We start from the raw sequence: 13,551 nt of genomic DNA, 5'->3' as shown, positions 1-13,551 counted from the left end.
ACCGTCGTACACGACAACGAATGTCGGTGGAACAACATATTTGGCATCGGGGCGAGTAGTGTCCGAGGTGAGTGCATCGACCGTGCCCGCGACGATCACGCGCGAACGGAGTGGGTTGGTCCTCGGACCAGCGGTGTTCGCCGTCCAGTACCTGTTCACGCCGATCGCGATGCCGCCCGAGGCCGCGGCCGTCTTGGCGGGGACGCTGTGGATCGCTATCTGGTGGATGACCGAGGCCGTCCCGATACCCGTCACCGCGCTGTTGCCGATCGTCTTGTTCCCGCTCGCTGGCGTGTTGACCGTCGCCGGGGCGACCACCCCGTACGCCGACCCGATCGTGTTCCTACTGCTCGGCGGGTTCCTGCTCGCGCTGTCGGTCGAGCGATGGAACCTCCACGAGCGGCTCGCGCTCGTGGTCATCGACGTCGTCGGGTTCGGTTCGAGGCGGCTGGTGCTCGGGTTCATGGTCGCGACCGGCTTCCTCTCGATGTGGATCTCGAACACCGCGACCGCGATGATGATGGTCCCGATCGGCACCGCCGTGATCGCCCAGCTCTCGGCGCTGACGGGAGAGAAAGCGGACAGCGACGGCGAGGTATGGAGCGATGACGGCGAGGGACGGAGCGATGACGGCGAGGGACGGAGCGGTGACGGCAGGGCACGAAGCGACGGCGGCGAGGCGGTCCCGGATTCGAACGCGGACCTCGTCCGTGCCGTCGACGTCGACCCCTCGACGTTGCCGTCGACGAACTTCGGGATCGCGGTGATGCTCGGGATCGCGTACGGCGCGTCCATCGGCGGCGCGGCGACGCTGATCGGGAGCCCGCCGAACGCGATCCTCGCCGGCGTCGCGGCCTCGGCGCTCGACGTCCGGATCGGGTTCCTCGACTGGATGCTGTTCGCGCTGCCCGTCTCGACGGTGTTCCTCCTCGTGGCGTGGGCGTTGTTGGTGACCACCGTCCCCCCGGAAGCGAAGACGATCGAGGGCGGTCGGGACCTGATCCGTGCACGGCTCGACGCGCTGGGGGCGATGAGCAGGGGGGAACGCCGGACGTTGGCCGTGTTCGGGCTCGTCGTCGTCGGCTGGGTCACCCGGCCGTTCCTGCTGGAGCCGGTCGTCCCGGCCGTGACCGACACCGTCATCGCGATCGTCGGCGCGGTCCTGCTTTTCGTCGTCCCCGTCGACCGCGAGGAGGGGACGGTCCTCCTCGACTGGGAGACGACGTCGCGGCTCCCGTGGGGCGTGTTGATCCTGCTCGGTGCGGGGTTCTCGATCGCCGCCGCCTTCCAGGCAAGTGGGTTAGACCGGTGGATCGCCGAACGCGTCCTCGCGGTGGGCGGGGTCGGGCTCCTCGGCGTGCTCCTGTTGGTGGGGACCGTGGTCGTCTTCCTAACCGAGGTGAACTCGAACACAGCCACGGCCTCGGTGTTCCTGCCGATCATGGTCGGGGTCGGATACGCGCTCGGGGTGTCGCCGCTGTCGTTGATGGCGGTCACGGCCCTCACGGCGTCGTACGCGTTCATGCTTCCCGTCGCGACGCCCCCGAACGCGATCGTCTTCGGGAGCGGCTACATGACCGTGCCACAGATGGCGCGGGTCGGCGTCCGGCTCAACGTCCTCGGGGTCCTGCTGGCCACCGCGGCGACCTACCTCTGGCTCCCGATCGTGTTCTGGTGACCGAACGCCGCGGCCTGCGTGGCGACGCTCGGATCGGCGACAGTCAGGTCGGCGACAGTCAGGTCGGCGACAGTCAGGTCGGCGACATTCAGGTCGGCGACACTCGGATCGGCGACGAGGTCGCCGACGGATCGACGGCAGAGGGTGTACAAAGCGTTCTGAGGGCGCGATATCCTCATCTTACTCGCACCCTTCGGTCGCTCGTTGAGGAGGGTGGCTTATCGCCTCGGTTCGGGTGACCAGCCACCAGGTTTCGATCGCTCGACTGAACGCCGGTGTGTTGTGGCGGTACGGTCGGCGTACAGCTCCGACCGGATGCGATCCGTTCGCCTACGGAGACTTGGTTCGGCGCGTTCCCGTTCCCCCTCGATCGGGAGCAGAGCCCCAACCGGGCGTGTATGAGGAATGATGAAGCCTACTCGGCGGGCGAGTTGGCAACGTAAAGATTACTTTAGTGGCTCGGGCGCCAGACGCTGTGTAATGGATGTCCTGGTAACCGACGGTATTATGAAAAAATCGCTCGCAGTCGTACGGTCTATCGCCCCGCTTACGACGAGTACGGGCGTCATATCATCGTACCGTACGTCGATGGCCGGCGTCTCGCGCTACGTGGACCAGGAACACCACATCGACAGGAGCGACCCTGCAGCGTACGTCGCGGACCTCACTACGGTGATCGACGGACACGACTACGACTACCTGCTCCCAGTCGGTGGCTGGACGACGAACACGCTCGCGAACCATCGGTCCGAGCTCACGCCGGCTGTGGACGTCGTCTTACCGGGACGGGAGGCGATGCGGACGGCACAGGAGAAGTGGGAGACGTACTCCCTGGCCAAACGCCTCGACGTGCCTGTACCGGAGACGATCCGCGCGACGGCGGACGCGGACCTTGACAGGCTTCCGGGCTCCGAGTTCCCCGTCGTGGTGAAGGCGCCGACCGAATCGGCACCTCGGTTCGTCGAGTATCCGGACTCGACCGGCGAGCTTCGGCGCACTGTCCGCCGATATCGGGACCGTTACGGGGACGATCCCCTCGTACAGGAATATCTCCGTGGCGAGGGGTGTGGGTTCTTCGCGCTGTATCTGGACGGGCGATGTGCGGGAGGATACTCACATACACGGATCAGGGAGTACCCCGCCTCCGGAGGGATCAGTGCGTGTGCGGTGTCGGATCGGGACAGCCGACTCGCGGCGATCGGAACGACGGTTCTCGACTCGCTCGAATGGAACGGGCCGGCGATGGTCGAGTTCAAGCGCGACGACCGCGGGACGCCACACCTCATCGAACTCAACCCCAAGCTATGGGGCTCGCTCGACCTCGGCATCGAATCCGGACTGAACTTCCCGGAAGGGCTCCTTCAGTACATGCACACGGGGAAGCTCCCGAGATACACCTTCACTCCGAGTCGGTACCACTGGCCGCTGTCCGGTGACCTCCAGCACGCGATAGGGCGTCCCGCGGCAACCCCCGCAGTTCTGTCGGATCTGATCTCCCCGAACACGCGATCGAACCTGGAGCCCACCGATCCGATTCCGCACGCCCTCGAGCTCGCGAAGGCCATCCTTTCACCCTTCGTCGACGAGTGAACGGGGGCATCTCGGAGGACGTCGGTTGGAGAGACATCCGTGAGGACGGCGGCGTCATTCGCCTCCGGAAACGGACTACTCGTCGATAGCCGACCGGTACACGCGCTCGAGTTTGTCTATCTGCGTGTCGATGGCGAGACTGTCGATCGCCGAGCGTCCGTTCGAGCGCTCGCCCGACAGCAGGACTTCCTGAACTGCATCCGCGAGCGCGTCGTCCGTCTCGGCGGTGGTCGAGTGGGACACGTCGGCGAGCAACGCCGGGAGATCGGAGACCGCCGTCGCGACGACGGGGAGATTACACGCCAGCGCCTCCTTCACCGAGTTCGGCATCCCTTCGCGCTTGGATGTCAACAGCAGGACGTCCGCCGCGTTCATGTACAGCGGCATTCGTCGGTGAGCGATGCCCGACACGCTGTGTAGATCGACCGGATCGTCTAGCTCCGTTCCGAGCCGATCGACGATCCGTGAGGCCCGGGGGAAGTCCTTCACCTCGCGTGACTGGTCGTACGGAAAGAGCACGTGGTGTCGCTCGTCGTCCCACTCGAGCTCCCGCCTCGCCGTCTCCCGTGGAAGCGGGCGGAACAGGTCGACGTCGATGCCGTGCGGGATGACGTGACAGTCCCGGTCACACTGAACGGCCATCTCCGCGGACATCACGACCACCTCGTCGACGAAGCGCGAACAGAGTCGGCTCACCGACCCGTACTTCCCCATCAGGTCCGATCCCCACAACGTGAGGACGACGGGGTGGCGTGGTTGGATCACGGCCGGCGGCGCGGTGAGCCCGTAGTTCGCGTGGACGAGGTCGTACGGCCCGAGGGCAGCACCGATCGACCGAAGGCAGTATCGGGCGTGCGTCAGTACCGTCCGGTCGACCTCCTTCGAGTAGCCGGGGACGGCGAGCACGTCGACCGTGTGTCCACGCGCTCGAATGCCCGTGACCTGTTGGCGGAAGAATCCGGCGTGGTCGTTCGTTACGAGCGTCAGAATTCGCACTCCGCTACCCCACTAGCTCGGACAGGCGTTCGGCGGCGTTCGTTCGATACCCGCCCGTGTCGATCGGGGAACCGATCGGGCACCGGAACGGCGCCCACCGGGCGATCTCGCCGTTCGATCGGGGAGCGTCCGGCGCGACTCAGTAACGTTCGTGGGAGATGGGTGACCATGGATGTGCGATCGGCCGGCGCGTGGCGGCACGTCGCGTACGGAGAGGGTGTCCGTCGAGACGGCATTGTTATGGGCCGGTTGCGATGGGCAGGGGAGCGTTGGCCCCGGGCACCGACCACGAACCGGTCCGTCACAGCAGGGGGAAACGCTCTGGGCGACGGGCCACCGAGCCGCCATGAGCTTATAAACGGAACGGAGGCCTCGGCGAGACGGACGGCGTCGCTTATAAATGTTGAGCGGACGGGCGTGTCGCATCGCGACGTCACTCCTCGTCGACGGAGAGGTACGCGGCCGCCCGCTCGTCGGGGATCTGTTCGAAGGAGCGGTAGAACTGTCCCACCGCCCGGAAGTGTGGCGGCGTCTCCGCGGAGATCACGTCGTCGGCCTCGGGCCGGAGCCGTTCGATCGTGTCCGGCGGCGCGACCGGCACGGCGGCGACGACACGCGCTGCACCACCGGATCGGACCTGTCTGAGACACGCGATCATCGTCGCACCGGTCGCGACGCCGTCGTCGACGACGATCACCGTCTTCCCGCGGAGGTCAAGCGGCGGCCGTCCCGCACGATATCGGTCGACCTTCTCGCGGGCGGCCTCGCGCTCCCGCGCGATCCCCGCCTCGACGTCGGCGTCCGAGACGCCGAACGAGTCGATCAGCGAGTCGTTGAGCCAGACGGCGCCGTCGCTGGCGACGGCGCCGACGGCGAGCTCGGGGTTCCACGGTGCCCCGATCTTCCGTGCCGCGACGACGTCGAGCGGGATCCGTAACCGATCCGCGACGGCGCGGCCGACCGGCAGCCCGCCGCGGGGGATCGCGAGGACGATATCGGCGTCGATGTCGTGGCCGTCGAGCACGTCGGCGAGCCGGTGACCGGCGTCGGTTCGATCGGTAAACATGACGTCTGAGCTCCGTTCGGGCCGGGTCAGTTGACACCGTCGACCCACCCGTTCGGCGGCCAGTCCATTGAATCGTTCGGCAGCCAACCCATTGAATCGTTCGGCGGCCGCTCCATTGAATCGTTCGGCGGGCGTGGCCGCCCGGTAGGGGCTGTCACCGTTCCAGCTCCTCGGCGAGGAACTCGGCGAGGTCCTCGACGGTCGGATCGGACCGGTACCGAACGACACCGGCGTCGCGGTCGAAGTCGATGACTCCCTCCGAGCAGAGCTTCGGCAGGTGTCGGTGATACAGCTCCGTGCAGAACCGGTCCCGATCGTCGACGGAGATCCTCGGGTCAGCGGACAGGTCGTCGATCAGGTCGTCGATCAGGTCGTCGACGTGGATCCGCGGGTCGTCGGCGTCCATCAGCGAGCCGATCAGTGCCCGGCGTCGCGACGCCGCGAGCAACGCGAGTGCGTCGTCGACGGCGAGCGGTTCGTTGCGATCGGTCACTGGACCACCGTCGGTGCGAACACGCTCTCCGGCGATCGGCCGGTCGATCCGTACATGTAGCGACACATCGACAGGAGGGGCAAAAGTATGGAGCCGGTACCGCAGGGTATCGAGTTCCTAAGACGGCGGTTCGAATCGACGACGGCGGCGCGTCACATGTAGCCGAGATCCCGGAGCCGCCCCATCAGGTCCTCCTTGTCCTGCGCGCGACCCGCCCGCTCGGTCGTTCCCTCGAGGTCCTGGAGCCACGCCGGCGTGTCCCCCGAGCTCTCGGTCGAGACCTCGCTCCCGAGCGACCGGAACCCCTCGAAGTACTTCGGCGAGATCGGCAGCTCGTCCGCGGCGATCCCCTCCGGAAGGTCCGCCGTCGACCGCGGGACGTGATCGACCGGATACCCGGGAACCGTGTCCGGGAGCACGTAACGGAAGAACGCGTTCCACACGTCGCGTTCCGTGAACTGGAGGATCGGATGGACCCGATCGTGTGGCGGGTACAGGTCGGGGTCGTGGCGCGGCGAGAAGAACGTCTCGTCGGCTCGGGCGGCCTGTTCGTCCCACCGCACGCCGGAGATCACGGCGTCGAAGCCGCCGGCCTCCAGCGCGTCGTTGAGCGCGACGGTTTTGAGGAGGTGGTTCCCGACGTACGTGTCGAGCAGGAACGGGAACGTCTCCTCCTCGTACTCCAAGACGTCGCGAACGTGCCTGCGGTTCCGCTCGTTCAACGCGTCGACCGGGATCGCGTCGCCGGGCTCGGCCCCGCGCGCCTCGACGACGGACGCGAAGTCCTCGTTACTGACCACGCGGAGGTCGAGGTCCCAGCGGTCGGTCCAACGCTCGACGAACTGACGGACCTCGGGGAAGTGCTGGAGGTGGTCGATGAACAGGACCGGAGGGACCTCGAGCCCGCGCTCCTCCGCCACCTGCATGGCGACGTACAGCGCGAGCGTGGAGTCCTTCCCGCCGGTCCACATCAGCGCCGGGGCGCGGTACTGTTCGAGGGCGTCTCCGACGCAGTCGGTCGCACGCATCGTCTTCTCTTCGAGCGTCCCGTAGTCGTCGGGCGCCGCACCGGAACCGTCCTCGTAATCTACGTCGACGTAATCGGGGAAAGGGTCTGACACGGGTCGTCGTTCCCGCTTCGGGATCTTTAGTAGCAGCCGCTTACTCCGTGTGCGAAGCGACCGGGAGGACCGGAGTCGGTCCGTAACTAAGTAAAACGGATCGAAACGGTACGGTCTATGTTCCGACACGAACCGGTCCGTCTCCATGACCCACTCGCCGTCGACCGGGGAGCCGCCGCGGACAGCGACGCGACCCACCCGACCACGAGCGGCTCGGTGTGGCGATGACGGGGATCGTCGAGATCCGGAACGGACGCGTCGTCACCCCCGACGGCGTCATCGAGGACGGGCGGGTCGTGATCACCGGCGAGCGGATCGCGGAGATCGGCCGAACCCCGGACCGGACGCTCTCCCGTTCGGCGACGGTCGACGCCGACGGGCGGGTCGTGATGCCCGGGTTGATCGACCTCCACGGGGACGACATCGAGCGCCACCGGTACCCGCGGTCGGGCGCACGGGTCGACGCGGACCTGGCGGTGACGACGGCGGATCGGGTCAACGCCTTCAACGGCGTGACGACCAAGTTCCACGCCGTGGCGTTCGAGGAGACGCCGGCGGAGAACCGAACCCTGTCGGAGGCGATCGAACTGAGCCGGGCGATCGAACGGGCGGAATCGACGCTGATCGACAACCGCCTCCACGCCCGGTGTGAGCTCTCCCCGGAGAGCGTCGACGCCGTCGAGGCGATCGACGCGGAGCTGTCGATCGACCTCCTGTCGATGATGCACCACCAACCGGGCGACGGCCAGTTCGACGACGAGTCGTTCCGTGACCACTACATGGGCGAGCGCGATCTCTCGAGGGAAGACGTCGACGAGCTTGCGAACGACCGATGCGACACGGCCGGGGAGACGTTGGACACGACCGCCGAACGGGTCGCCCGGCTCGTGTCGGCGTCGGGGATCCCGCTGGCGTCGCACGACGACGAGGACCCGCGAACGGTCGATCGGATGGCCGAGTTGGGGACGACGATCAGCGAGTTCCCCCTCTCGCTGGCGGCGGCCGAGCGGGCGACAGAGCGCGGGCTCACGACGGTGATGGGGGCCCCGAACCTCGTTCGTGGCGGGAGCCTCTGGGACAACCTGAGCGCGCGGGAGGCCATCGACGCCGAAGTCGTCGGCGTCCTCAGCGCCGACTACCACCCCCCGTCGCTGCTCGCGGCCCCGTTCGTGAACACGGGCGAGCCGCTGGCTGACCGCGTGGCGCGGGTGACCGCCAATCCGGCGGCCGCCGTCAACCTCCCCGACCGTGGCCGGCTCGAACGGGGTGCGAGGGCGGACGTGCTCGTCGTCGACCCCGATCCGGTGCCGACGGTGGATCGGGTGTACGTCGGCGGACGGGAGGTCGTCCGTACCGATGGTGGGAAGTCGGCCGTCGAACGACCTCGTCGGCGGACCGCCGCGTGAGCGTGGGGACGAACGGAAACGGGCGCAGGTAGAGAATGACAGATGCTGACAGAGGACGACGGACGCCGACAGAGGACGGACGGTGGTGAACGGGAAGAGGACCGGGTCGGCGGTAACGGACGATGAGGGGCGACGAGGAGGCTCACAGCGGGGCCTACTCCATCGATGTCGACGCGTTTCGTGACTGTATCTCGACGTATATATACGGATGGAGCCGTTCGATCTGACTATAATGAATCCCGCAACCGCGTACCGACACTCGCCGACGCGACGGCCGGGCCGAACGGGCAGTCGAACTGACATGACGACGACCCGAGCGGTGGCTCGGACGGCGGTCGGGCGGCTGAGGGGCTCCGGGGCGGCGGTGGAATGACGGGGTCCCCGGACGCCTCGGAACGATACGACTGGGACGAGGTGTCCCCGAGCGTCGCGGTCATCGAAACGGTCGCATCGATCGACGAGCGCTCCGTTACGGCGCTCCCGCCGCTTTCCCGATCCGTCGACCCCGACGCGCTCGACGAGCTGGTCCGGAGCGGTGCGACGACGACCGCACCGACGACGGCGATCGACCGGATCGTCGTCTCCTTCCGATACGCCCGCTACGAGGTCGTGGTCACGGGATCGGGAACGGTCACCGTCGACGAAGCTCGGGCGTAGCGCCGTATCGGCGAGGCTCGGCGGATGATAAACGCCCCATCGATCGACCGTCGCGTCGGGTAAGGGGGGGGATGGTAAACCGACGACGTGTCGGATCGATGGGTATCCGTTTCGATGACCGGTTCGGACTTCGTTATACGTCCGTTACCCGCCGCTGCAGTGCGTGAGAGTGGGAATACAGGGATCGACTACGGGAGCAACGAAGCGTTCGGATCGGGCCGTCGGTCCGACGTACTGGAGACCGGGGTACTGGGAAACGGAGCCCGGATCGCCGGGAAATGGAGGTCGGATTACCGGGAAACGGAACTCGAAACGACGGGAAGAACGGAGCTCGAAACGACGAGAAGAACGGAGCCGGGACTACGGGGACGATCCGGTCGCCTCGGGACGCTATTCGACGGTGACGCTCTTCGCCAGGTTCCGAGGCTTGTCGATCGCCCGGTCGCGGAGCTCCGCGGCGTGGTACGCGAGCAGTTGGAGGTGTGCGTTCGCGAGGACGCCGGCGAGCTCCGGCACGACGTCCGGAACGGAGAGGTACTCGTCGACCGCCTCGCGGGCGGCCGTGGACGACTCCGGGCCGATCCCGATAACCGGCGCACCGCGGCTCTTCGCCTCCTGGACGTTGTGGATCGTCTGCTCGTCGTTCCGGCCCGTGAACGTCGCGATGACGACCGTGTTACTCGTCACGAGCGCGAGCGGGCCGTGTTTGAGCTGCCCGGCGGCGAACCCTTCGGCGTGGTCGTACGTGATCTCCTTGAACTTCAGCGCGCCCTCCAACGCCACGGGATAGCCGACGCCGCGACCGATGAAGAAGTACGAGTCGGCGTCGCGGTACCGCTCGGCCAGCCGCAGCGCATCGTCCGAGGCGACGACCGACTCGATCGCGTCGGGAAGCCGACGGAGGTCCGCGAGGAGCTGAGACCGATCGAGACCGCCGTCGGCGACGGGCAACGGCACGGCTTCCTGCTCGTCGGCGATCCGCTCCGCGAGCAGCGCGAGCGCCGCCACCTGCGAGGAGAACGTCTTGGTCGCGGCCACCCCGATCTCCGGCCCCGCCCGGATGAACAGCGTCTCGTCGGCCTCGCGGGCGGCGGTCGATCCGACGACGTTCGTCACCGCGAGCGTCCGCGCGTCGGTGCCGACGGCCGCCCGGAGCGACGCGAGGGTGTCGGCCGTCTCCCCGCTCTGGGTGACGGCGACGATGAGCGTCCCCTCGTCGACCGGCAGGGGGTCGTAAGCGAACTCGTTGGCCCGCGCCACCGTCGAGCGGATCCCCCGACGCCGGAGCAGTCGGCTCCCGTACATCGCGGCGTGATAAGAGGTGCCGCACGCGACGAACACCACGTCGTCGATCTCGGCGAGCTCCCCGTTCGGGAACACAGAGAGGTCGACGCGGTCGTCGTCGTCGATGCGGCCCTCGATCGCCTGCCTGAGCGCCACGGGCTGTTCGTCGATCTCCTTCCGCATGAAGTGGTTGTACGCACCCTTCTGTGCGTCGCCGGCGGCCCAGTCGACCACCTCGCTGGATCGGTCGAGCGCGGCCCCGTCGAGGTCGGTCACGCGGTAGCCGTCGTCGGTGATGACCACGACGTCGTCGTCCTCGAGGTAGACGACCTGTTCCGTGAACTCCAGGAACGCCGGCACGTCGCTCGCGAGGTACGTGGCGTCGTCGTCGAGGCCGATCACCAATGGGGACCCGCTTCGCGCCGCGTAGACGGCGTCGTAACCCTCGGCGATCATCGCGATCGCGTAGCTCCCCTCCAGCCGCTCGATCGCGGCACGGAACGCGTCCTCGGGGTCCAACCCCTCGTCGAGGGAGGCGGCGACGAGGTGGGGGACGACCTCGGTGTCGGTCTCGCTCTCGAACTCGTGGCCGCGCGCGACCAGCTCGTTCCGCAGGCGGTCGTGGTTCCGGATGATACCGTTGTGCACGACTGCGACCCGGCCGTCGTCGTCGGTGTGGGGATGGGCGTTCGCGTCCGACGGCCGTCCGTGGGTGCTCCATCGCGTGTGACCGATCCCGATCGGGCCGTCGATCGGGCTCTCGGACAGGAGCGCGTGGAGCGCGTCGGTCTCCCCCTCACGCTTGCGGACCTCGATCCCGTGTTCGTTCGCGACGGCGATGCCGGCGGAGTCGTAGCCGCGATACTCCAGGTTCCTGAGGCCGGTCATCAGCTCGTCGACTGCGCCGTTCTCGCCGATACGTGCAATGATCCCGCACATCTCAGCGGGCCTCCGTCGGAGTGATCCGCGAGCACCGGTATGGGCTCACGGGGGTTCGATCCATGTACATACGTGTTCACCGTCGCCCCGGGGAAACGCCGGGGGTAGACTACTCCGATCACATCCCGGTTGGCGGCTTTGTTATGCGGCTGACTACCGTGTGACACGTATAGTAAGGACTCGCTGACGTGCCGTGAGCCGACGGCTACGGCTGACAGCGTGCGTGGTGGACCGCGAGCCCACCGATCGCGATCATCGACCCGACGAAGACGACGGCCGGCGACGGGACGCCGGAGACGAGAGCGGCCGCGAGCGCGAGACAGCTCGCCCCCGCGATCGCACCGTAGTACCGGTACCAGCAGCGCTCCGGTTCGATGTCGCGTTCGAGGTAGGTGTGGAAGACGTCGGCCTTCGGGCCGCGCTCGACGGTGCCGCGGTTCTGGTCGAAGACGATCGCCTCCGCGTCGTCCATCTTGGGGAGGTGACACTGGTAGAGACCGACATACACCCGTTTGCGTTCCTGGGCGTTCAGCGAGTGTGGCGGCTTGTCGTTCTCGATCCCGGCGATGTGCTCCGCGAGGTCGCTCAGCGTCGTCGATCCGTCACCCTCCTCGAGAACCGACATGACGTGTCGCCGACGCTGGTTCTTCAGAACGTCGAAGACGACGTCGAGCGAGAGGCTCGGCTGGGTGAGTTCCGTCGACGGCGCCGACGGCACGCTCGGTCCTTGCTCGGGCCCGTCGTCCTCGACGTCCGTCCGCGCTCGGGACTCCGTCTCGGCGCTACTCATCGCTCGGGGAAGTGTCGTGAGCCGCCGTCGGCCGTCGGGACGAGACAGCCCCCACCCCGGGACAAACGGAGGTCTTGGTTGCGGTATCAGCGTCGGTCCCGTGTGTCGTCGTCCGTCCCCATGTGTTTCGAATCATTTCGTCTCCCTAACTAGTCTCTTTCTACCGTGACGGTAGATAAAGGTACAGGTTAGTTAACGTGCTATTATCGGTAGGGTATTTCTACCGCCGTGTAGAACGCGTCGACTACCGACGACGTCGGCTCGAACCGGGACGTAGCGTGTGGAACTGTACCGGTTTCGGGGTTTCGACCGACGATCGGGACCGCCGTAGCGGTCGGGTTACAAAGTGTCCTGCAGGGGTCGGATCATCCTATGACGTGTCCACGTCTCGAGTACCGGTCCAGCGACGAAGAACACACTTTCGATCACGAACGCCCGTACTGCACGGTGATGAACGAGTTCGTCTCACCGATGCGTGCGGACGTCTGTAACGACCGGTTCGAGTTCAGTCACGACGCCGACTGTGAGGTGTACCGGTCGATGGTCGAGAGCTCGACGGCCATCGAGGCGGACGATGACTGACCGCGGTATGAGCCGGATACACGGAGTAGTCGGAGTAATACAAAGCAATCATGCCCGTTCGTATCCGGAGACTCCGGGTAGAACCGGGGACCGAACATGAGCTATCAGGAGTACGTCGACGGCAAAAAGGTCATACTGACGGTTGCGACGACCGGGGGGGTCCACGGGAAGGACGCGAACCCGAACCTCCCGGAACAGCCGGACGAGATCGCCGAACAGGTGCGTGAATGTGAGGAACTCGGTGCCGCGATCGTCCACGTCCACGGACGGGACGAACACGGCGAGAACAACGCCCGCCGGCTACAGGAGGTCAACGACGCGATCCGCGACCGCTGTGACGACATCATCATCCAGAACACGACCGGCGGGCAAAGCACCATGGAGGAACGGATCGAGGGGATCAGAACCGACCCGACGCCGGAGATGGCCTCGCTCGACATGGGACCGTTCAACCGCGGGCAACACATTATTACCGAACACAACCGGCACAATATCGAACTGCTCGCCCGGGAGATGAAAGAGCAAGGGATCAAACCCGAGCTCGAGGTGTTCAATAACGGACACTTAAACGAGGTGTATCGACTCATCGAGACCGGCCTGTTGGAGGAGCCGTACTACATCAACATCATCTTCGGGAGCGGGACCTTCTCGATCCCGTCGCCGGAGAACGTGATGAACATGGTTCGGAACCTGCCTGAGAACAGCGAGTTCAACCTGCTCGCGACGGGACGCCACCAGCTCCCCCTGACGACGCTGTCGCCGATCCTCGGCGGCCACGTTCGCGTCGGCATGGAGGACAACCTCTACTACCGCCGCGGGGAGCCGGTTCGAAGCAACGCACAGCTCGTCGAGCGGTCGGCCGCCATCATCGATCGGCTCGACGCGGATCTCGCGACGCCCGACGACGCACGCGAGATGTTGGGTATGCGGTAGCCGATGTCCCGGTCGA

Annotated in this window: 13 protein-coding genes; 6 read left to right on the top strand and 7 right to left on the bottom strand. The window is 66.6% G+C overall.

All coding sequences use genetic code 11. The features are described from left to right. Positions 1-67 precede the first annotated feature (67 nt). Positions 68-1,678, top strand: a complete 1,611-nt coding sequence (locus GRS48_RS11825; RefSeq protein WP_321168426.1) for a DASS family sodium-coupled anion symporter — start codon at positions 68-70, stop codon at positions 1,676-1,678. On the opposite strand, the gene GRS48_RS11820 is transcribed toward GRS48_RS11825, so the two are convergent. Then, positions 1,648-1,830 carry a hypothetical protein gene (locus GRS48_RS11820; protein ID WP_159486728.1) on the bottom strand — a complete coding sequence of 61 codons (183 nt, stop codon included), beginning with the start codon at positions 1,828-1,830 and terminating at the stop codon, positions 1,648-1,650. The genes GRS48_RS11825 and GRS48_RS11820 overlap by 31 nt on opposite strands. A 253-nt stretch (positions 1,831-2,083) precedes the next feature. Between GRS48_RS11820 and GRS48_RS11815 the strand changes: the two genes are divergently transcribed. After that, entirely contained in the window at positions 2,084-3,268 is a 1,185-nt protein-coding gene (locus tag GRS48_RS11815) for a hypothetical protein (protein WP_159486726.1), read from the top strand. 75 nt (positions 3,269-3,343) lie between these two features. Here GRS48_RS11815 and GRS48_RS11810 read toward each other — a convergent pair whose 3' ends face one another. The 4 genes from GRS48_RS11810 to GRS48_RS11795 all read right to left on the bottom strand — a co-directional run bounded on the left by GRS48_RS11810 (position 3,344) and on the right by GRS48_RS11795 (position 6,944). Further along, positions 3,344-4,264 carry a glycosyltransferase gene (locus tag GRS48_RS11810; RefSeq protein ID WP_321168425.1) on the bottom strand — a complete coding sequence of 307 codons (921 nt, stop codon included), beginning with the start codon at positions 4,262-4,264 and terminating at the stop codon, positions 3,344-3,346. Between the two features lie 433 nt (positions 4,265-4,697). After that, the gene (locus GRS48_RS11805) at positions 4,698-5,330 is read right to left on the bottom strand and encodes a phosphoribosyltransferase (protein ID WP_159486724.1); all 633 of its coding nucleotides are present in this window, start codon (positions 5,328-5,330) and stop codon (positions 4,698-4,700) included. Between the two features lie 154 nt (positions 5,331-5,484). Next, positions 5,485-5,823 (bottom strand): hypothetical protein, encoded by a 339-nt coding sequence (locus tag GRS48_RS11800; RefSeq protein ID WP_159486722.1) that lies wholly within the window; start codon positions 5,821-5,823, stop codon positions 5,485-5,487. Positions 5,824-5,975: 152 nt separating this feature from the next. Next, positions 5,976-6,944 carry a phosphoadenosine phosphosulfate reductase family protein gene (locus GRS48_RS11795; RefSeq protein ID WP_321168424.1) on the bottom strand — a complete coding sequence of 323 codons (969 nt, stop codon included), beginning with the start codon at positions 6,942-6,944 and terminating at the stop codon, positions 5,976-5,978. Positions 6,945-7,168: 224 nt separating this feature from the next. Between GRS48_RS11795 and GRS48_RS11790 the strand changes: the two genes are divergently transcribed. Together GRS48_RS11790 and GRS48_RS11785 are read left to right on the top strand one after the other, a co-directional pair. After that, positions 7,169-8,350, top strand: coding sequence for an alpha-D-ribose 1-methylphosphonate 5-triphosphate diphosphatase (locus GRS48_RS11790; protein ID WP_159486720.1), 1,182 nt, complete (start codon positions 7,169-7,171; stop codon positions 8,348-8,350). Between the two features lie 369 nt (positions 8,351-8,719). Further along, on the top strand, positions 8,720-9,007 hold the full coding sequence (locus tag GRS48_RS11785) for a HalOD1 output domain-containing protein (RefSeq protein ID WP_159486718.1): 288 nt from the start codon (positions 8,720-8,722) through the stop codon (positions 9,005-9,007). A gap of 390 nt (positions 9,008-9,397) precedes the next feature. Here the strand turns inward: GRS48_RS11785 and glmS are convergent, their stop codons facing one another. Together glmS and GRS48_RS11775 are read right to left on the bottom strand one after the other, a co-directional pair. Beyond that, complete coding sequence (gene glmS / locus GRS48_RS11780; protein ID WP_159486716.1) at positions 9,398-11,230, bottom strand: glutamine--fructose-6-phosphate transaminase (isomerizing); 1,833 nt, start codon at positions 11,228-11,230, stop codon at positions 9,398-9,400. Between the two features lie 205 nt (positions 11,231-11,435). Next, entirely contained in the window at positions 11,436-12,020 is a 585-nt protein-coding gene (locus GRS48_RS11775; protein ID WP_159486714.1) for a hypothetical protein, read from the bottom strand. A 450-nt stretch (positions 12,021-12,470) separates the two neighbouring features. Here GRS48_RS11775 and GRS48_RS15340 point away from each other — a divergent pair, with 450 nt between their 5' ends. Together GRS48_RS15340 and GRS48_RS11765 are read left to right on the top strand one after the other, a co-directional pair. Further along, positions 12,471-12,602, top strand: a complete 132-nt coding sequence (locus GRS48_RS15340; protein WP_255473107.1) for a hypothetical protein — start codon at positions 12,471-12,473, stop codon at positions 12,600-12,602. Positions 12,603-12,698: 96 nt separating this feature from the next. Then, entirely contained in the window at positions 12,699-13,535 is an 837-nt protein-coding gene (locus tag GRS48_RS11765) for a 3-keto-5-aminohexanoate cleavage protein (protein ID WP_159486710.1), read from the top strand. The last annotated feature ends 16 nt before the right edge of the window (positions 13,536-13,551 follow it).

It is taken from the genome of Halorubrum sp. JWXQ-INN 858, assembly GCF_009806985.1.
Classification (GTDB): Archaea; Halobacteriota; Halobacteria; order Halobacteriales; family Haloferacaceae; genus Halorubrum.
Note: the sequence above shows the minus strand (reverse complement) of the source record. Positions and strands in the feature narration are given on the sequence as shown.

What these genes read in the sequence shown, in the direction of transcription:
- GRS48_RS11815 (WP_159486726.1), top strand. Translation starts at nt 2,084, where the DNA reads ATGATGAAGCCTACTCGGCGGGCGAGTTGGCAACGTAAAGATTACTTT.
- GRS48_RS11805 (WP_159486724.1), bottom strand. Translation starts at nt 5,330, where the DNA reads ATGTTTACCGATCGAACCGACGCCGGTCACCGGCTCGCCGACGTGCTC.
- GRS48_RS11790 (WP_159486720.1), top strand. Translation starts at nt 7,169, where the DNA reads ATGACGGGGATCGTCGAGATCCGGAACGGACGCGTCGTCACCCCCGAC.
- GRS48_RS11785 (WP_159486718.1), top strand. Translation starts at nt 8,720, where the DNA reads ATGACGGGGTCCCCGGACGCCTCGGAACGATACGACTGGGACGAGGTG.
- glmS (WP_159486716.1), bottom strand. Translation starts at nt 11,230, where the DNA reads ATGTGCGGGATCATTGCACGTATCGGCGAGAACGGCGCAGTCGACGAG.
- GRS48_RS11775 (WP_159486714.1), bottom strand. Translation starts at nt 12,020, where the DNA reads ATGAGTAGCGCCGAGACGGAGTCCCGAGCGCGGACGGACGTCGAGGAC.
- GRS48_RS15340 (WP_255473107.1), top strand. Translation starts at nt 12,471, where the DNA reads ATGAACGAGTTCGTCTCACCGATGCGTGCGGACGTCTGTAACGACCGG.
- GRS48_RS11765 (WP_159486710.1), top strand. Translation starts at nt 12,699, where the DNA reads ATGAGCTATCAGGAGTACGTCGACGGCAAAAAGGTCATACTGACGGTT.